Genomic DNA, 17,396 nt, shown 5'->3' on the forward strand with positions numbered 1-17,396 from the left:
AACCGATGGTTTGTCTGCGGTTCGTCGGCGGTGGATTCCTGTGGCGTGCGTCTCACACTACAGTGTCAGACAATCTGACTATCTGCGCAATGGGGTGAGGGGCACTTTTTCGATCTTTGTGCGCATCCAGGAGGTCTGATCGTGATAGCCGCATCGGAACGCCGAGCCAGGGCGAGTGAATCGTGCGGATAGCTGTCATCGGTGATGTCGGCGGTCATGTCGACGAACTCCGTGCGGAGTTGACGCACATCGGGGTGGACGAAAGCGGGCGGATGGTTTCATCGAACCCGACGACGGAACCCCGGACGTCTTAGTGCACTACTCGGAGATCTCGGGCAGTGGTTTCAAGTCGCTCGATGAGAACCAGCGTGTGGAGTTCGAGGTGGGCCAGGGCCAGAAGGGTCCGCAGGCCACGGACGTGCGGGCTGTCCAACTAGTCTGCGGGACCGCACCCGGTGGGTGCGGTCCTTCATTCGGTAGCCCGGATGAGGATCGTCCAGCGGAATCGAATCGTTCGGCCTCGGCGAGCATCGAACTGACATGGTGGACATGAACGAGGTGCTCTCACTGCGAAGGATCGTCGACGACGTTTCGGTTTGTCCCGATGCCGACTGCTGGCATCGTTGTCACGACTGCGGTACTACTGGGTGCCTGCAGCTCTGACGGTGGTAAGTCATCATCCCAGTCGGCGAGAGTGGAAGCGGCGCCATCTGCGTCAGCTCCGCCCGACATACCGGGAATGCTTCCGACAGCGGAAGAGCTGACAGCTCTGTACAACACGGCCCTTGACTACGACGTCCCTCTGTCCGACCGAGTGAAGCTGATTCAGGGCGTCGACGAGGTCGACCCCAGGCTCGCACAAACGTTTGTTCAAGAGTAAATGACGTGACTCGAACAGGTGTACGAAGATTGTCGAGTGCGGTACTCGGAATCTTCCCCCGATCTGTGCCCCAACGTTATGTATCCCGCACGGCCGGTGTCAGTGCTTGTCAGCGCAAGGCCTGTCGAGACTTGTTCTGACAGTTGTGCACCCGACTGTCAGCGGTTGCCGTAGCGTCCGAGCGGATGCCCGACCAGCCGATGTGCAACGTGGCGTCCGCGGTTCGCCCTCCGTCCATCGACCGTGCTGATCGTGGCGCGTGCGGCCGCCGCGGTGTGGTTGATCTTCTGCTGACCTTCGACGACCGCCGGTGGCTCCCGGCTCAGCTGTGGGGTGCCTGTTCGAGGAGGGCGGGGTGCCCGTCCGCGCCGGTGGGCACGGGAAAATAGCTGTGGTGGGTGCCGGGGTCGACCGCGACGACGTGCGCGTCGTCGGCGAGGTGCCCGGACCCGGCCACGGTGAGATTGCGGTCCTGGTGGTCGAACACAGTGACGGTGCCCGATTCGGCGGCGACATACAACCGGGAGGCGCCGGGATCGTCGGCGAGGACATCGGGCTGGTCGCCGACTGCAGCGGTGCCGGTGGGCTGCCAGGTGGTCAGGTCGACGGTGATCAGGGTTGCGTTGCCGTCGCAGCCGATGAACGCGACCCGGGCTGCCGGGTCGAGGGCGAGGCCGTGGTCGTTCTCGCAACCGGGAAGCGGGAGTCGACGGGTGACGGTCAGGGTCTGCGGGTCGATGGCGGCGAGATCGTCTCGGCCCTGCACGGCCACCAACATCTGGTCGGCGACCGGGTCGTAGGCGACGTTGCCGACCTCGCCGCCGAGGTCGACGGTGCCGCGGACCGCGGCGGAGGCGGCGTCGAGGACGGTTTCCGTTCCGCCGGATTCGTTGGTGGTCCACACCGCGCCGCGGGTCGGGTCGTAGGCGATCCCGTCCGGATACCGCCCGGTCGGGCCCGTCGCGAGGACGGCGCCGCTGTCCTCGTCGAGGACGACCAGCCGGTTGTCCCCGGTCGCGGTGGCGTAGACCCGGCGCAGCTCCGGGATGACGAGCACCCCGTGCACCTCGGTGATGTTCGGGATGGTCCGCACCACCTGCCGGGTGCGCAGATTGACCTCGATGACCTCACTCGCGCCGAGGTGCGCGAGGAACAACAGACCCCGCCCGGGGTCGATACTTGCGTAGTCGAAGCGGGACCCGTTGCCCGGCAACGCTATTTCCCCGATCGGCTCCAGCGGCAAAGGCGACCCGCTCTCGACCGGCGCGCCCCGTGAGCACCCGGCGATCAGGGCGAAAGCCAGAGCGCCCGCGAGCAACACCCGCCGTGCAGGCCCTCGGCGTTCGGTCGGGGTTCGGGTCCTGGTGTGCCTCCCGCGCACCGTCTCACTGACGCGCACGGTGGTTCAGCTTCCGGGCGTTGCATCGAGATCAGTGCGAGGCAACGCAATCCGGTACATCGTGTCGTCGTCACCGAACTTGCCGGTCCGCGCCAGCGCCTCGGTGACCGGCGACCAGCCCGCGTCGGTGGTCCGGTCCGGCCTCTGCACCGACTGTTCCCTGGAGGTCTCCAGCACCAGGGCGGCGACCAGGGTCAGGAATCCGCACGCGTGAAGCAGCCGAATCCGCGGCATCGGTGCACCTTTTCTGATCTCGACAGAGGCGTTCCGGCGATCCTCATCCACTGTAACCACGGTTTCATGCCCGCGTCCAGGCAGAGCACCCAGCCGGGTCGGGCACCGGGTGGACAGTCCAGTGCAACCGTGGTTACATCCTGTTTGTGGATCGAGCGGCGAAGCCCGAGCAACGGCGGGACGAGTGGGTGATGTTGGCGTATCGCATCCCCCGTGAGCCGTCGACGCCGCGGATCGCGGTGTGGCGCAAACTCCGCAAGTACGGGGCGTTTCAGCTCGCCGACGGGGTGGTGGTGTTGCCCGCCGCCCCGCGGACCCGGGAGCAGTTCGAGTGGCTGGCCGAGGAGATCGTCGAGGCCCACGGGCAGGCGGAGGTATGGACCGCGTCCCCGACCACCCGAACCCAGCAGGAGCGGATGCAGGCGACAATGTCGGCGGACCGCGGGGCCGAGTACGACGACCTCGCCGGCGCCGCCGGCGCCGCGCGCGCCCTGGCAGACGCCGCGGTCCGCGGCAAAAAGCTCACCCAACTGCGGCGCCGGCTCCGGGAGATCGACAAACGCACCTTTTACCCCACCCCGCAACGCGACGCGGCCGAGGCGGCTCTGCGAGAGTTGGCCACCGGTCAACCCGGAGTGGTGGAGGTACCGCGGTGAGGTGGGCGACCCGCGCCGGGATCCACATCGACCGCGCCGCCTGCGCGTGGCTGATCCGCCGCAACCTCGACCCGGACGCCGAGTTCCTCTGGGTCACCGACCCCGCGGACGTGCCGACCGATGCCACCGCGTTCGACATGCGCGGCGCCGAATTGTCACACCATCACGGGGACTGCAGCTTCGAGACGATCCTGCGCCGCTACGAACTCACCGACCCGGTGCTGTGGGTGCTCGCCGAGATCGTCCACGAAGCCGACATCGACGACGGCCGCTACGACGCCCCCGAGGCGCCGGGCCTGGACACCGTGCTGCGCGGACTGTCCCTGACCGGCACCGACGACGACACCCTGGCAGTGGCGACGAGCATCTTCGACGGCCTCTACGAATTCCACCGCCAGCGCGTGCTGTCCGGCCGCGAACCCTCCTGACCTACCACGACGAGCCTTCTCCGGCCGCGAGAACGCTTGTCACTCGTTCGAAAGGCCGACGTGAGCAGGCACGACCCCAGCACCGACACCGCCCCCACCAGCCGGCAGCGGAACCTGATCCCGCTGCGGGAGGCCACCCGGGCGTGGTTTCTCATCTCGCTGCAGACCTTCGGCGGCCCGGCCGGGCAGATCGCGGTCATGCAACGCACCCTCGTCGACGAGAAACGGTGGATCGGCCAGAAACGGTTCCTGCACGCCCTGAACTACTGCATGCTGCTGCCCGGCCCCGAAGCCCAGCAGCTCGCGATCTACACCGGCTGGTTGCTCAACGGCACCCTCGGCGGCCTGATCGCCGGTGTGCTGTTCGTGCTGCCCGGAATGCTCGCGATGCTCGGGCTGGCCGCGATCTACGTCGCCTTCGGCACCACCACCGTCGTGCTTGCCGTCTTCGCGGGCATCGCCCCGGCCGTGCTCGCCGTGGTCGTCCAGGCCGTCACCCGCGTCGCGAAGCGGGCCCTCACCCGTCCGGCGCACTGGGTGATCGCCGTCGCCGCGTTCCTCGCCCTGGCCCTGTTCGCCATCCCGTTCCCGATCGTCATCGCCGTCGCCGGACTCGCCGGCTGGGCCGTCGGCCGACACGGCGGAAACGAGAACTCCGATCGTCCCGACACCACCGACGAGTTGCCTCCGTTGATCGCCGACGACGCCCTGCATGCCGACGCCCCCAGCGCGCGGCGCGCGATCCTGGTCGTCGGTGCCGGGTTGCTGGCGTGGGCGATCCCGATGGTGGCCGTGGTGGCGTTCACCGGCCGCGGCAGCGTGTTCACCGAGCAGGGGATGTTCTTCTCCGGCACCGCGCTGGTCACCTTCGGCGGCGCCTACGCCGTCCTCGCCTACGTGGCACAGAAGGCGGTGGAAACCTACGGCTGGCTCACCCCCGGCGAGATGGTCCGCGGGCTCGGCCTGGCCGAGACCACCCCGGGCCCGCTGATCATGGTGGTGCAGTTCGTCGCCTTCCTCGGCGCCTACCGCAACCCCGGCGACCTCGACCCCTGGGCCGCGGCGACCCTCGGGGCGCTGCTGACCACCTGGGTGACGTTCGTGCCGTGCTTCGTGTTCATCTTCCTCGGCGCCCCCTACGTCGAACGACTCCGCCACAACCACCACCTGACCGCGGCACTGTCCGGGATCACCGCCTCGGTGGTCGGGGTGATCGCGAACCTGGCCCTGTATTTCGCCGTCCACACCCTCTTCGCCGACACCGCACCCGTGCACTTCGGACCGTTCCACCTGCTCATTCCCGAACCGGGCAGCTTCCGGCCGCTCGCCCTCGTGATCGGGATCCTCGCCGGACTCATGATTTACCGGCTGGGTTGGTCGGTGCTGCGCACCCTCGGGGTGTGCGCACTGCTCGGGCTCGCCGCCGGACTGGTCGGCGTCCCCGTCACCTGAACCCCAATTCGACCGAAAGGTATTGCGATGGTTACATTCTCAGCCACTGTTCTGCTCGCCGACAGCCACCTCGCCGCACCGGAGGAGGGCGAGTTCCCGCTGTTCGTGGTGCTCACCCTCCTCGCCGTCATCGCGGTCATGGCCGTCGCCGCAACACACAACCGCACCGCCGAACCCGACGAGCACACCGACAACGCCGGGCACTGCCCGTCCGACCGGCGGCCCACACCGCGCCCGCAACCGGAACTGCTCGGCCACCCGCTCGACCGAATCGACACCTGACCATCCAAGCCCGTGGACTGCCCCACCGTCCCTGACACGAGACGGTGGGTAGGACGTGCACCGTGACCGTCGTCGATTCATGACAACTGCAGACCTGCAACGTGATCGACAGCGGGCCAATTCGGCATGTTCTGAAATCCCGCCTCACCAGCAGGCCTCGAGCAGGTCGGTGTCCGCCTTGGTTCTCGGTGCGTACGACGCCGACGGTCGTCTTGTCTCGGAGGGAGCCGCTCAGGGGGATGCGGGCCGCACGCGACCTGCGCCTCGCAAATACCAACGCCCAATCAGCCAAGACCGCAGGCTAACTCCCTCGACACTTAGCAGATGAGTGTTACCGCGAGTGGTCGTATTCGCAGCCGATGCGAATAACCAACTTATTAGTTGACGTAAAATAGATTATCGGCACTTTGAAAATGATTGATTTCTAGCATCTTTGGCGTGCAACATCGCCAATCTGATCGCTTGGGTCGGTGCACCAAGCCGGGAGCTGAAACCGAAACCTGCTGACATCGTTGCTTGCGGACGGACTTTAGCTTCGATAACTGAAACTATCATCGCCGAGTGTGCACAGCTCACGAAGCGGATCGCTGCAGCAACGCGGTGTCCGCCAGTACGTATGCGGCGACAGCGAATACCAGGTAGGCGAACCAGCGCTGGAGTCGGGCGGTGTCGATGCGGGTGCCGAGGTGGCCGGCTGAAAGTGACCCGGTGATCGCGGCGGCGGCGAAGGCGGCGGCGAGGGTCCAGTCGATGCTTGCCTCGTTCAGGTGCGCGGCCAGTCCGGCGGCGGAATTCGCCACGATGATGAGCAGTGAAGTGCCGACGGCGACCTGCATCTCGACGCCGAGCATCAGCACCAGGGCGGGGATGATGAGGAAACCGCCGCCGACGCCGAACACGCCGGTGAGCAATCCCACCGCGAATCCGGCGGGAATGGAGCGGGGTGCGCATCGGCGCCAATTGATGCCGGAATCACCAGTTCGGCAGGCGGTGCCGACGTCTCCTCGGTCGGCGAGCATCCGCATGCCCGCGACGATCATGACGACGGCGAAGCCGGTCATCACCACGGGTTGCGGCAGGAGCCGGCCGACTGCACTACCGAGGAAGGTGGCGGGGATACCCGCGGCGGCGAAGATCCCGGCGAGGCGCCATTGGACCTTCCCTGCGCGGATTTTCGGGATGGCACCGATGGCGGAGGCCATTCCGATCACCAGCAGCGAGATGGGAATCGCTTCGGCGATGCCGACTCCGAGGACGTAGACCAGTGCGGGTACGGCGAGGATGGATCCGCCGCCACCGAGCATTCCCAGCAGGATCCCGATGAGCGCACCGATCCCGAGTGCGATTGTCAGGGTCACCATTGTCCTTTCGGTGGGGCGGTGGTCCATGCCTGAGAGGGCTCAGTGCATCGGGAGTGGGGCACGGGCGGACGGGGTCAGGCGAGGGTCAGGAATAGCTTTTCGAGTTCGGCCTCGGTCATCGGTTCGGTGCCGTCGGCGGAATCACCGGTGAGGCATTCGCGCAGACCGGTGGCGACGATCTTGAATCCTGCGCGGTCGAGGGCACGTGACACCGCGGCGAGTTGCGTCACGACGTCCTTGCAGTCGCGGCCGTGCTCGATCATCGAGATCACTCCGGCGAGCTGGCCGTGTGCGCGCCGCAACCTGTTCAGTACCACAGCGATGCTGTCGTCGTCTCCGACCATCATGTGTCCTCTCCTCTGGTGTGGTGTGTCCGGTGCCGTGCCTGGCGCCGGGTTCCGGGTCTGGCCGTACACCTCAGGCGCAGTTCGTGGTGGCGTGATCGCCGTCGGAATCTCAGCGCCCGAACAGTCCCCGGAGCAGTCCGGGTTTCTTCTGCGGGGTGGAGTCGTTGGTGCAGGTGCAGCGGTCGGCGGCGGGCACGGACCGCATCACGCTGTCGGCGTGCCGGCCGCAGCCGCCCCAGGTTGTCTTCCCGCATCTCGTACAGGCGGTGGGGTAGCACATGGCAATGTCTCCTCGAGGTGTCGGTGCCGTCTGTCGGCAACGGGGGTGGTGGGCCGCGTCCGGGATGGGTCAGACGGTCACGGTGTGCGCCGCCCAGGCGGTGTAGCCGCCGACCAGGTCGGTGATCTGATCGAATCCGTGGGCTCGCAGCAGCGACGCGGCGACACTCGATCGCCAACCGCCGGCGCAGTGCACCACGACCGGTGTGTCGGTGGGGATCTCGCCGATCCGGGTGCGTAACTGGGCCAACGGGATCGGGATGGCGTCGGGGATGACGCCGGACTCGCGTTCGCCGGGGTTGCGGATATCGATCACCGTGACCGCCTCGGTGGCGAGGACGTGATGGAGTTCGGCGACGGTGGTCCTCGGGGCGGACTGGACGAGATCGGCCAGTTCGGCCGGGAAGCGGCCGTCGGTGTCGACGTTGAGGTAGCCGCTGGCGCCGTCGGATCCGATGCGGGCCAGGCGCATCGCGGCCTGCTGTTCCTGGCCGGGATAGGTGATCAGGAGGATCGTGTCACCGATGTCGGCGACCATGCCGCCGGTTTCGGCGAACCGGCCGTCGAATCCGATGTTGACCGAACCTCTCAGGTGACCGGCGGCGAAGTCGTCAGGTGTGCGGGCGTCGAGCACCCGGGTGCCGGCGGCGAGTGCGGCGCGCAGCCGTGCCGGGGTGATGTCGGGGATGCGGCGGTGCTGGTCGAGCACCGGGCGGTCGGCCTTGTTCAGTGCGACGTCGGCGGCGAAGTAGGTGGGGGCCGCCGGTTGCCCGTCGGTGATCAGGGCCACGAACGCGTCCTCGCTCATCGGTTGCACGGACGGGTTGGTGCGGCGCTGTTCCCCGATGGTCGAGGTCAGCCGGCCGAACGCGTCCCTCGCTCATCGGTGCACGGACGGGTTGGTGCGCGCGCTGGTTCCCCGATGGTCGAGGTCAGCTCGGCCGACAGGTTCTTGCCGCAGGACGAGCCGGCACCGTGGGCGGGCAGCACCGTGACCGCATCGGGTAGGGGCAGCAGTACCTGGTGCAGGGTGCGATACATGGCGCGGGCGAGGTCGGTGGTGGTGCCGTCGCCGAGGTTGGCGAGGTCGGGGCGGCCGACGTCGCCGATGAACAGGCAGTCGCCGGTCAGGACCGCGGTCGGGGTGGCGTGTGGGTGTTCGCGGACCAGCAGGCTGATCGACTCCCAGGTGTGCCCGGGGGTGGCGAGCACTTCGAGGTCCACCTCGCCGAGGCTGATGCGCTCACCGTGCCGGAGTCGGCGGATCGGGTAGGCGGTGTCGGCGGTCTCGCCGAAGCCGATCCACGCGCCGGTCGCGTCCAGCAACTCGAGGTGCCCGGAGACGAAGTCGGCGTGAAAATGGGTGTTGAGCACGCCCTCGATGGTCAGCCCGAGGCGGCGGGCGTCGGCCAGGTAGTCGGTGATGTCCCGGCGCGGGTCGACCACCACGGCCCGGCCGGTGCTCTTGTCGCCGATCAGGTACGACGCATGCGACAGGCACTCGATGTAGTACTGCTCGAGGATCATCCGGTTACCTCCGAACGGGGAAGGGTGTGCGATGCCTCCAGGGTGCCTTATACCCCCCAGGGTATGCAAATACCCCTGAGGGTATTGTTCGTCACGTCGAGGGGCAGCCTCACCGGGGGCGGGTCGCGACTTCCGGCCAGGTGCGCCGCCGGCCGTGGCACGGCGATGGTGCTGTCTGTCGTGGACGGGCTGCCGCTTTCACGCTCGACGGCGAGGGTGCCCTGTCGGGTCGTCGACGATCAGGTCGGGAGAGAGCCGGTTTCCGTGCCGGTCTAAATTTTTTCGGCGGTGAAAGCGTCTGTCGAGTGGACCGGGTTCCGTCGTGCCATCTGCCTCCGGACGTCACGGCGCGAGCCCCTCCGGGTTCTGGTCTTCGGGCTAATTGGCCCCACGGGATCGGTTGACGCGCGAACGAGGATGCCGGGGTCGTGCACCGGATGAATCTGGTCCGGTTATTGCCCGGCAGCATCCGAGACACCCGAAGACCTTCCCCCGGGCAGACTGGACTGATGGTGTCGGCGCAGCGGAGCGGGAAGACAAAGACGAGGTAGACCTCGGATTCGAGGTTCCGGACCTGCGGGATCTGGTGCCCGCCGAGGCGATTCCCGACGCGCTGGCCGCGCTGATCCGGGAGCCGCGGCCGGCAAACCGGTACGCCCGATAGCCGACGTGCAGCAGGCAATCAGCAAACGCCTGGTCCGGGCCGGTGCACGGCCGTCGCGGTATCCCTCGAAATTCACCCACGCACTCTCGCCCGACCACCCCGGCACCGCGGACGAGAACGCGGCAGCGGTACTCACCGGGTACCTCGACACCCAGGCGGAGGCGATCGCCGCCGGTGATGTGTGCTTCGGCGCGGGCTGGACCCGATCCACTCCACCCGGGTGGGGATCCGACGGTTCCGCAGCACCTTACGGGTGTTCAAGGACCTGTTCGACCCCGACCAGCGGGCGGCGCTCGATGACGAACTGCCCTGGTATGCGGGTGTTCCCGGGGAGGTGCGGGACCGGCAGGTGCAACGGGCGCCGCTTCGCGGACGCGGTCGCGGACCTGCCGGTCGAGCTGGTGATGGGGCCGGTAGCCGCGCGGATGGAGAACGATCTGCTCGCCGAGCAACACCGGCATCTGGGTACCGGCACCGACGACGCCGAGCTGCACCGGGCCCGCAAGGACCCCAAACGGTACGCCGCCGAACTCGCCACCCCGGTGATCGGGAAGAGGGTGAAGAAGTGCTTCGCGTTCGGGTTGCTGTACGGACTCGCGTTGCAGGCCGCCGACCGGGCGCGGGAGGCCGCCGCCGAACTCGCCTGGTGACTCGGCCGGGCACGAGCTACCGCGTCTGATCGTCGCCGGGGCGACCGTACCGCTGCGCCGGCAGGATCCAGAATCCGAAGAACATGAGCAGCGCTATTGCCGCCGCGATCACCCCGGTGGGCATGTTCACCACGACGCCGAAGATCAGCAGGACGACACCGACCAGGGCGCAGCCCAGGGCGGCGATGCCGGCGATCGCCAGTCGCTGTCCGATCGCGACGAGCGTGGGCAGGGCGTGCTGCCGGAACAGCAATCGGTGCAGTCCGACCGGTGCGATGAGCATGATCGTCGCGGTGACCGAGAGCGCGACGGTGACGAGGTAGATCACCTCCTGCGTGTCGGACAGCTCCTCGAACCGCTGCTGGAACGGCAACGTCAGCAAGAATCCGGTCAGGAGTTGAACACCGGTCTGCACGACACGCAGTTCCTGCAGCAGATTGCTCCAGTTGCGGTCCAACCGCTCGGTTTCGGTTTCGTCCCGGACCCGGCGATTCCACTCCGCATCGTCGAAGTCATCATCGCTGTCCATGCCCACAGCAGTACCCGATTTCGTCGCAGAAATTCAATGCCGTCGCCGGTGCGGGATCGCACTCGCAGGGAGATAGATCCCTCCGTTCCACGGACGAGGAGCTGAACCGTGTCGGATTTCTCGAGGTGACGTGCCGGATCAGAGCGATTCCGGTCGACCCGGTGGTGCGTAGTTCGAGGTTCCTCCAGCCGTGGGTGCCGCGTTCGGTGAGTTCGGTGGCCGAGATGTCGAGGAGGTCGACCGGGGATGGTTCACCCGTGTTTCGCGGTGACGGTGGGCGGTCGGGGTCGGTGCCATGACAGTGCTGGTGCTCTTGTCCGTTCCTCATCCCCTCGCGTCACTGTTGCATGTCAGTACAACGTGGGCCGGGAGGGCGTACCCGCTGTCCGTGGGTGGTGTTTTCGCAGGCATTGTGCCCGCGGTTGACGCCGTCGGGAATTCCGCCGACGCCCGCCGCGAACGATCAGGTCGATGCCTTGGGTGGAGGTGGAGGGGACCTCGATCCTCCGAGTGCGAGCGAGCGCGCCAAACACGCGCGGGATCAGGCCAGGCCGTCCGCACCACTGAGGGTGACGAATTCGACTCCGGCCGAACGTAGTTGGGACACCGCCGCGGTGAGGCCCTCCGCGGTGGCACCCGCCGGCCGGTTGACGTGCATGATCACGATGGACCCCGGTAGGGCGGAGGTGACGGCGGCCTGGACCTTCGCGGCGGGCAGGGTGGCCCCCGCGTCGCCGTTGACGGTGAAACCCACCACGTGCTCGCCGAGATCCCGGACGATAGACGCTGCGACCTCGTCGCAGTGGGCTGTGCCGGGGCGGAACCAGCGCGGTGGTGCGCCGGTGATCGCATGCAGGCGCTGGTGATTGATCCATACCTCGTCGATCACCTCGGCGGGCGAAGTGGTGCCAGCGATGCCGTACGCGGATTTCCCGGTCACCGACAGCGGCAGGTGCCGGGTGCCGTGGTTCGCTAGTTCGACGAGTGGGTTTGCGGCGAGCCGCGCGGTCAGCGCCTCGTTCACATCGATCCAGCGGCCGTTCAAGAAGAGGGTGGCAGGCATCTTCTCGCGCTCGAGCACAGCGAGGAGATCGGTGTCGACGCCGTCGCCCTGCGGCCCACCGCACGCGTCGAAGGTCAGCGCGATCCGGCGACCGGGCACCGCGAGCCGGGTGTTCGTGCCGGTGACGGCCAGACCCCACTCACGCGGGACGGCACCCGCATATTTCGCCGCGATCGCCGACGGATCCGGCGGCGGAGGTGGGGGCGGCGCCGGCAGCAGGCCGCCGGGGACCAGTCCATCGGGGATCAGTCCGTCCGGGAGCCCGGGGATGGGTGATGCCGTGGAGACGGCGGGGTGGGTGAGGTCGATGTAGCTCCCCATCGCGGCGGCGAGGCCTCCGCCGAGCAGCCCGAGCAACACCGCACGACGGTTCGGTCTCGTGTACACGCGCTGAGACTAGGCGCTCGATCGAGCGCAGGTCACCGCAAGTGGTGGTGAACACTTCCCGAATTTCTGGTCCTCGGCGCCGGCACGGACGTCGCGAGCGGCCTGACGACAACTGCTTCGCGCAAGTCAAACCTTTCAGACACCGTAGCGGACCTTCCAAGATGCAGCGACCAGCACCGACAGCTGAGAGAGCGTGCCGCGCACACCGACCAGACAGGGCAATTCGGCGCCAGCGAGGTGACCAACTAGTCGTGCCACCAGGCGGTCGACCGCTGCGTACCGGGGTCGCGGTCACGGGCGCGCTGCCGACGGTCTCTTTCGGGTCGATGCGGCATCAATCCACGCTCACCCAGGACACGAGCGAACGCAGGGTCGGCGCGGGGGAATCCTTCGAAGGCTGGGCCGCCGACCCGGCGGAATCGCCGAGGCGGGCGGCCATCCACGTGTCGAGCACGCCGACGGTGATTTCGATCTGCGGCTCGGCCGCTGTGCGGTTGGTGAACACCAGCCAGTTGAGCGCGAATCCGTCGGCCAACACGGACACGATGTGTGTCAGCTCGCTGATGATTGTCGCGTCCACCGGCCGGCCCGCAGCGGTCGTGGCGGCCGCGAGAATCGCCCGTATGGTCGCGAATGCCTCGTTGTACACCGTCTCGCCGTGCTCGCAGTCCTGACGCTGGGCCCAGCTGATCAGCTCGACGGTCGCCGCGCCGAATTCCGGATTCGCCACGTACCACTCCAGCAGACCGCGCAACAGGGCACGGCCGGTGGTCGGCACGTCGCCATGGACGTCGTTGCGCGTCAATACCTCTCGATACTGCTGGCCGACGTGCTCGAAGACTGCTGCGAACAGTACCTCCTTCGAGTCGAAGCAGTAGTGCAGCGTGGCCAACGGAGCGTTCGCCTCCTGCGCGATGCGGCGGGTGGTGGCGCCCTCCACTCCGTGGGCGGCAATCATGCGCACGGCCGCCGCCACCAGTTCGGCGCGTCGTTCGGCGGCGGGGATGCGAGCCATGCGTCCTCCTGTCGAACAGAACCGATCGAATGATCAAGTCAGTCTCAATGTTACCGGTCAAGTTGGTACGCGGACTGCTATACGGCAGGGGAAGGCTCCGCGAACGGTGGATCGTACGTGCAGGTAGCGCCCGGTGGCTAGGGCAACGCTGAACAGCCTGCCGTGACAAACTTATGAATCAAATACCTTGATCGGATGACTGACTACGTTTACGGTATGAGCCGGATCACGTGGTCGACTTGGCGCCCCTCCAATGCGACCGGCCTCAATTTCGAAGGAACAAATCTCTCATGACGACGAACGAACTCACGCGTCTCCCTCCCGGGTTGATCATCTGTGACGGCGGTGTGATCATCGAACAGCTCTTCGGCGTCACCCCGGCTATGGGCGCGAGGCCCGCGTGCAGATCATGGTCGTCGTCAGTGACTTCACCGCCGAGAACGGCGGAACCCTGGTGATCCCGGGGTCGCATCTCTGGGACGACACCCGGGCACCGCGTCGACGAGGCCGTCCCGACGGAGATGAAGGCCGGTTCGGCGCTCATCTGGATCGGCTCCACGTACCACCGGGGCGGACCGAACACCACCGCCGAGCTGCAACTTCGACGAGATCTGAAGGCTCCCCGGGGAACTCCAGCGTGAACTCGCCTGGTCCTTTGAGCGTTGCGTCGGTTGGGTCGAGGTCGGGGGTCGGATGTCCGACCCGATGGAGCTGCTCGGCCGTGATGACTACACCGCTATGTGCGCCGGCCTTGCGGCCCGCGTCTGATCACGACAATCGGAGAGATTCATGACAGAGATTCATCAGCAGGCCGGACTCGGCCGTGCGGGGACTGTCCGCCGGGCGCCGAGCAGGGGGGTGCTCATCGGTGTCGGCACGCTGCTGATCGTCCTGACCAACGCCGTCGTCTTCATCCTGCCGCCGCTGTTGCCGACCATCCAGGTGCAGTACGGCCTCGCCACGGTGGCCGCGACGACGTGGGTCTACACGGCGCTGACCCTCGGCGGGGGAGCGGGTTTCATCCTGTTGCCGCGGCTCGCGGATCTGCACGGCGACCGCAACGCCGCGGTGGCGGCGTCCGCACTGCTCGCGGTCGGCGCGCTCATTCCGGCCGTCGGGGACTCGTATCCGACGCTTCTGGTCGGCTGCGCGTTGATGGGCTTCGGTGGTGCGGCGCAGTTGCTTCCGCTCGGTTTCCTGCGTCGCAATCTGGGCGAGGAGGGCATCGCGGTGGGGGTCGCGGTTCTGGTCATCGCCACCGGTGTCGGGATCGTCGTGGGCATGATCGGCGGCGGGTTCATCGTCGAGAGCCTGTCGCTGCGGGGCTTCTTCGTCCTCCTCACCGCGGTGTGCGCGGCGACGACCATTGCGTGCTATGCCTCGATTCCACACGCCCCGCCCGCCGAGCGGGGCGGTCGGATCGGAGTACTCGGCACGGTGTGGATGATCGCGTGGGTCGCGGCGATCCTGCTGACTCTGACGCAGGGCCTCGTGTGGGGGGGTGCGGCACTGATTCCGTTGGTGGGCGGCATCGTCGGGGGCATCGCGTGGGTGCGCGTCGAGCGCCGGTCGACCGCGGCGGTGTTCGACGTCGCGCTGATGAAGGCGCCGCTGGTCACCGCGTCGTGTCTGTGCATCGCGTTGTTCGCGGCGGTGAACTCGGCCTTCATGCTGCTGCTGAGCACCTATGCCCAGGTCGTTCCCGGGGATCTTCGTCCGGGCGACGCGTACGGGCTCGGGCTCAGCGCGCTGCAGACCGGCTGGCTGATGGTGCCGTTCGCGGCGGCGTTCTTGATCCGCGGAACCGTGCTCGACCGCGCCCTGGTCAACGGCCGTGGTGTGCCCGTCTTCGTCATCGGCGCGCTCGTCAGCGCCTCGGGGCTGACCTGGCTCGCCGTGGCGCACGAGCAGCAGTGGCACTACCTCGTGGGTGCTGCCGTCCTGGGTCTCGGGACCCGAATCGGCTACTCCGCGGGCTTCACCATGGTGCAGATGGCGGTGCCGGAGGAGAAGGCCGGGATGGCGGCCGGGATCGCCGGCACGTTCATGGCCGTGGGTTTCGCCCTCGGCACCGCACTGGTCAGCGGCGACCTCAGCGCATCCCTGGTCCCGATGGCCGGTACCGGTCTCGAGGTCGCCGCCCGAGGCCTCTACGGCATCGGCTACGGGCTGTCGGGAGTTCTCGCCCTGCTCGTCGTGGTGACCGTGCTGATCTCACGCGCTCGGACCGGACGGCGTGTGGGAGCCGCGTCCTGAATCAATTTCCCTGAGGGGCATCGTCGAATCCGGAATCTCGGCGGTGCTGCGCGTGTTCGGCGACGAAGACATCGTCGCCTGCGGCGCGGCCGCGGCCACCACACTCCGCACCGTGCCTCGCCGAAACCGCCCGATCATCAGCGACGTACGGAGGAAGGGGATGCTGCTGGGGTCGAATTGGCCAACGCGACACGCTCCCCGGAGACCGGCGGCACTCAACTGCGCGACGAAGCCATGGAGGCTGGCCTGCAGCTCTACACCACCACCGACGAATTCGTCGACGTGCTCCTGATCGCCCCGCCGCTGACCATCGACGACTCCGAAACCGAGTACCTGATTGAGCGCCTCGATCGCACCCGCCAGACCGTCGAGGCAAAACACCAGCAAAGGCTGCCCTCGCATGACGATCACCGATCCCCACACCACCACAGAGCCGACCCCCACCCGTCCCGCGGCCATCGGCGCGCCGCCGTCCCCCGGCCAACTCGCCCACCGGGCAGCGTTGACCCAACTGCGCAACGCCACTGATCTCCTCGGGCTCGACGAGGGGCTCCATCAACTACTCGCCACACCCCGCCGGTCCCTGACCGTGGCCGTGCCCCTGCGCCGAGACACCGGAACCACCGAGATCTACACCGGCTACCGTGTCCAGCACAACCTCACCCGCGGCCCCGGTAAGGGCGGCGTCCGATTCCACCCCGCCAGTGACATCGAGGAGGTCACCGCGCTCGCGATGTGGATGACCTGGAAGTGCGCCCTCCTCGGTCTACCTTATGGCGGGGCCAAGGGCGGCATCGCGGTAGATACCAGCGTCCTGAGCATGGCGGAAAAGGAACGACTCACCCGCCGTTACACCCAGGAAATCCTGCCGTTCATCGGTCCCGACAAGGACATTCCCGCTCCTGATGTCAATACTGACGAAACCACCATGGCCTGGATGATGGATACCTACTCCGTCAGCGTCGGCTACTCTGTCCACGGCGCGGCCACCGGTAAACCTCTGGCCGTCGGTGGGTCGAACGGCCGGGCCGGTGCCACCTCCCGTGGGGTGGTCCTCGCTGCGCTGGAAGCGATGCGGCAGAAGGGGATCGACCCGGTCGGCGCGTCGGTGGCCATTCAGGGGTTCGGGAAGGTCGGTGCCCATGCGGCCCAGTTCTTCGCCGACGAAGGCTGCCGGGTGGTGGCGGTCTCGGACGCCACCGGTGGCTGCTACCGCGAATCCGGGCTCGAGATCGCACCGATCCAGGAGTGGGTGGGGCGAGGTGGAACCCTCGACAGTTACGATGGCGCCGACCAGATCTCCAACGCGGAACTGTTCACGCTCGATGTGGATGTCCTCGTCCCCGCGGCCATGGACGGTGTGCTGACCGGGCAGAACGCCGACACCGTTCGCGCGCGAGTGATCGTCGAGGGTGCGAACGGGCCGACCTCCCCCGAGGCCGACACGATCTTCGCCCACAAGGGCATCACCGTCGTTCCGGACATCCTCGCCAACGCCGGCGGTGTCGTCGTCTCCTACCTGGAATGGGTGCAGAATCTGCAGGCCTTCTCGTGGAGCAGCGAGGAAGTGGACCGCAAGCTTGTCGCGCTGATGCGCACCGCGTCCCGCTCGGTGTGGGCTCTCGCAGACGACAAGAGAATCCCTCTTCGGTTGGCAGCCCATGTCTTGGGCGTCGGCAAGGTCGCAGAGGCACACAAGGTCCGCGGCCTGTACCCGTAGACCGGGAAGGCCGAGACACGCCGGATCAGTGAGCCCCGACGGTTCCGTATCCGGCGGAACAACGGTGAGGTCGTCGATACTGTCGTCCTCGCGAAATGTGTCCGGCCCGGTGCCCGGCAGGGGAACGTGGTGCAGGACTTCCTAGTGCACAGGACTTCGTTACAGAGCCTCGCTGCCGGAGGATTTGTCTTGCTGCGGGTCATCACTGTCAGCGGGTCGAGCGCCCCGCGATCCCACCATCGGCTTCGTCGCCGGCGGTGTCGAATA

At 67.3% G+C, this 17,396-nt stretch carries 16 protein-coding genes and 3 pseudogenes; 9 read left to right on the top strand and 10 right to left on the bottom strand.

What is annotated here, in order from left to right:
- Nucleotides 1-274: 274 nt before the first annotated feature.
- Nucleotides 275-430: pseudogene (locus H0B43_RS19215) on the top strand (cold-shock protein); the annotation flags it as partial.
- A 772-nt stretch (nt 431-1,202) separates the two neighbouring features.
- Here H0B43_RS19215 and H0B43_RS19220 read toward each other — a convergent pair.
- The gene (locus H0B43_RS19220; protein WP_397517511.1) at nt 1,203-2,261 is read right to left on the bottom strand and encodes a YncE family protein; all 1,059 of its coding nucleotides are present in this window, start codon (nt 2,259-2,261) and stop codon (nt 1,203-1,205) included.
- A 24-nt stretch (nt 2,262-2,285) separates the two neighbouring features.
- Complete coding sequence (locus H0B43_RS19225; RefSeq protein WP_185726477.1) at nt 2,286-2,513, bottom strand: hypothetical protein; 228 nt, start codon at nt 2,511-2,513, stop codon at nt 2,286-2,288.
- A gap of 146 nt (nt 2,514-2,659) precedes the next feature.
- Here H0B43_RS19225 and H0B43_RS19230 point away from each other — a divergent pair, with 146 nt between their 5' ends.
- The 4 genes from H0B43_RS19230 to H0B43_RS19245 are packed head-to-tail and all read left to right on the top strand — an operon-like array spanning nt 2,660 to nt 5,331.
- Nucleotides 2,660-3,169 (top strand): Chromate resistance protein ChrB, encoded by a 510-nt coding sequence (locus H0B43_RS19230; RefSeq protein WP_312033701.1) that lies wholly within the window; start codon nt 2,660-2,662, stop codon nt 3,167-3,169.
- Nucleotides 3,166-3,597, top strand: coding sequence for a chromate resistance protein ChrB domain-containing protein (locus H0B43_RS19235; RefSeq protein ID WP_185726476.1), 432 nt, complete (start codon nt 3,166-3,168; stop codon nt 3,595-3,597). Before H0B43_RS19230 ends, H0B43_RS19235 begins: the two co-directional genes overlap by 4 nt.
- Before the next feature lie 60 nt (nt 3,598-3,657).
- On the top strand, nt 3,658-5,049 hold the full coding sequence (gene chrA / locus H0B43_RS19240) for a chromate efflux transporter (protein ID WP_185726475.1): 1,392 nt from the start codon (nt 3,658-3,660) through the stop codon (nt 5,047-5,049).
- 27 nt (nt 5,050-5,076) lie between these two features.
- Entirely contained in the window at nt 5,077-5,331 is a 255-nt protein-coding gene (locus tag H0B43_RS19245) for a hypothetical protein (protein WP_185726474.1), read from the top strand.
- A 572-nt stretch (nt 5,332-5,903) separates the two neighbouring features.
- On the opposite strand, the gene H0B43_RS19250 is transcribed toward H0B43_RS19245, so the two are convergent.
- The 4 genes and pseudogenes from H0B43_RS19250 to H0B43_RS19265 form a co-directional block, all read right to left on the bottom strand.
- On the bottom strand, nt 5,904-6,689 hold the full coding sequence (locus H0B43_RS19250) for a sulfite exporter TauE/SafE family protein (RefSeq protein ID WP_185729893.1): 786 nt from the start codon (nt 6,687-6,689) through the stop codon (nt 5,904-5,906).
- Between the two features lie 77 nt (nt 6,690-6,766).
- Nucleotides 6,767-7,036: a metal-sensitive transcriptional regulator gene (locus H0B43_RS19255; RefSeq protein WP_185729892.1), complete on the bottom strand. Its 270-nt coding sequence runs from the start codon at nt 7,034-7,036 to the stop codon at nt 6,767-6,769.
- A 112-nt stretch (nt 7,037-7,148) separates the two neighbouring features.
- On the bottom strand, nt 7,149-7,319 hold the full coding sequence (locus H0B43_RS19260) for a hypothetical protein (protein ID WP_185726473.1): 171 nt from the start codon (nt 7,317-7,319) through the stop codon (nt 7,149-7,151).
- Nucleotides 7,320-7,388: 69 nt separating this feature from the next.
- Nucleotides 7,389-8,845 (bottom strand): annotated as a pseudogene (locus tag H0B43_RS19265) (rhodanese-like domain-containing protein).
- A gap of 884 nt (nt 8,846-9,729) precedes the next feature.
- Between H0B43_RS19265 and H0B43_RS19270 the strand changes: the two are divergent.
- Entirely contained in the window at nt 9,730-10,188 is a 459-nt protein-coding gene (locus H0B43_RS19270; protein WP_185726471.1) for a CHAD domain-containing protein, read from the top strand.
- Here H0B43_RS19270 and H0B43_RS19275 read toward each other — a convergent pair.
- From H0B43_RS19275 to H0B43_RS19285, 3 genes are all read right to left on the bottom strand, one after another.
- Nucleotides 10,176-10,688, bottom strand: coding sequence for a DUF6328 family protein (locus H0B43_RS19275; RefSeq protein ID WP_185726470.1), 513 nt, complete (start codon nt 10,686-10,688; stop codon nt 10,176-10,178). The genes H0B43_RS19270 and H0B43_RS19275 overlap by 13 nt on opposite strands.
- Before the next feature lie 541 nt (nt 10,689-11,229).
- Nucleotides 11,230-12,138 (bottom strand): polysaccharide deacetylase family protein, encoded by a 909-nt coding sequence (locus tag H0B43_RS19280; protein WP_312033700.1) that lies wholly within the window; start codon nt 12,136-12,138, stop codon nt 11,230-11,232.
- A 334-nt stretch (nt 12,139-12,472) separates the two neighbouring features.
- Nucleotides 12,473-13,153 carry a TetR/AcrR family transcriptional regulator gene (locus tag H0B43_RS19285; protein WP_185726469.1) on the bottom strand — a complete coding sequence of 227 codons (681 nt, stop codon included), beginning with the start codon at nt 13,151-13,153 and terminating at the stop codon, nt 12,473-12,475.
- Nucleotides 13,154-13,562: 409 nt separating this feature from the next.
- On the opposite strand from H0B43_RS19285, the pseudogene H0B43_RS41620 reads away from it, so the two are divergent.
- Nucleotides 13,563-13,794 (top strand): annotated as a pseudogene (locus H0B43_RS41620) (phytanoyl-CoA dioxygenase family protein).
- A 148-nt stretch (nt 13,795-13,942) separates the two neighbouring features.
- On the top strand, nt 13,943-15,409 hold the full coding sequence (locus H0B43_RS19295; RefSeq protein WP_185726468.1) for an MFS transporter: 1,467 nt from the start codon (nt 13,943-13,945) through the stop codon (nt 15,407-15,409).
- Here H0B43_RS19295 and H0B43_RS19300 read toward each other — a convergent pair.
- Nucleotides 15,368-15,838, bottom strand: coding sequence for a hypothetical protein (locus tag H0B43_RS19300; protein ID WP_185950072.1), 471 nt, complete (start codon nt 15,836-15,838; stop codon nt 15,368-15,370). The two genes, H0B43_RS19295 and H0B43_RS19300, sit on opposite strands and share 42 nt — an antisense overlap.
- On the opposite strand from H0B43_RS19300, the gene H0B43_RS19305 reads away from it, so the two are divergent.
- Nucleotides 15,810-17,129: a Glu/Leu/Phe/Val dehydrogenase gene (locus tag H0B43_RS19305; RefSeq protein ID WP_213015189.1), complete on the top strand. Its 1,320-nt coding sequence runs from the start codon at nt 15,810-15,812 to the stop codon at nt 17,127-17,129. The two genes, H0B43_RS19300 and H0B43_RS19305, sit on opposite strands and share 29 nt — an antisense overlap.
- Nucleotides 17,130-17,396 lie beyond the last annotated feature (267 nt).

The organism is Rhodococcus sp. 4CII, assembly GCF_014256275.1.
Taxonomy (GTDB): domain Bacteria; phylum Actinomycetota; class Actinomycetes; order Mycobacteriales; family Mycobacteriaceae; genus Rhodococcus_F; species Rhodococcus_F wratislaviensis_A.

What these genes read in the sequence shown, in the direction of transcription:
- H0B43_RS19255 (WP_185729892.1), bottom strand. Translation starts at nt 7,036, where the DNA reads ATGGTCGGAGACGACGACAGCATCGCTGTGGTACTGAACAGGTTGCGG.
- H0B43_RS19295 (WP_185726468.1), top strand. Translation starts at nt 13,943, where the DNA reads ATGACAGAGATTCATCAGCAGGCCGGACTCGGCCGTGCGGGGACTGTC.
- H0B43_RS19225 (WP_185726477.1), bottom strand. Translation starts at nt 2,513, where the DNA reads ATGCCGCGGATTCGGCTGCTTCACGCGTGCGGATTCCTGACCCTGGTC.
- H0B43_RS19275 (WP_185726470.1), bottom strand. Translation starts at nt 10,688, where the DNA reads ATGGACAGCGATGATGACTTCGACGATGCGGAGTGGAATCGCCGGGTC.
- H0B43_RS19245 (WP_185726474.1), top strand. Translation starts at nt 5,077, where the DNA reads ATGGTTACATTCTCAGCCACTGTTCTGCTCGCCGACAGCCACCTCGCC.
- H0B43_RS19285 (WP_185726469.1), bottom strand. Translation starts at nt 13,153, where the DNA reads ATGGCTCGCATCCCCGCCGCCGAACGACGCGCCGAACTGGTGGCGGCG.
- H0B43_RS19260 (WP_185726473.1), bottom strand. Translation starts at nt 7,319, where the DNA reads ATGTGCTACCCCACCGCCTGTACGAGATGCGGGAAGACAACCTGGGGC.
- H0B43_RS19305 (WP_213015189.1), top strand. Translation starts at nt 15,810, where the DNA reads ATGACGATCACCGATCCCCACACCACCACAGAGCCGACCCCCACCCGT.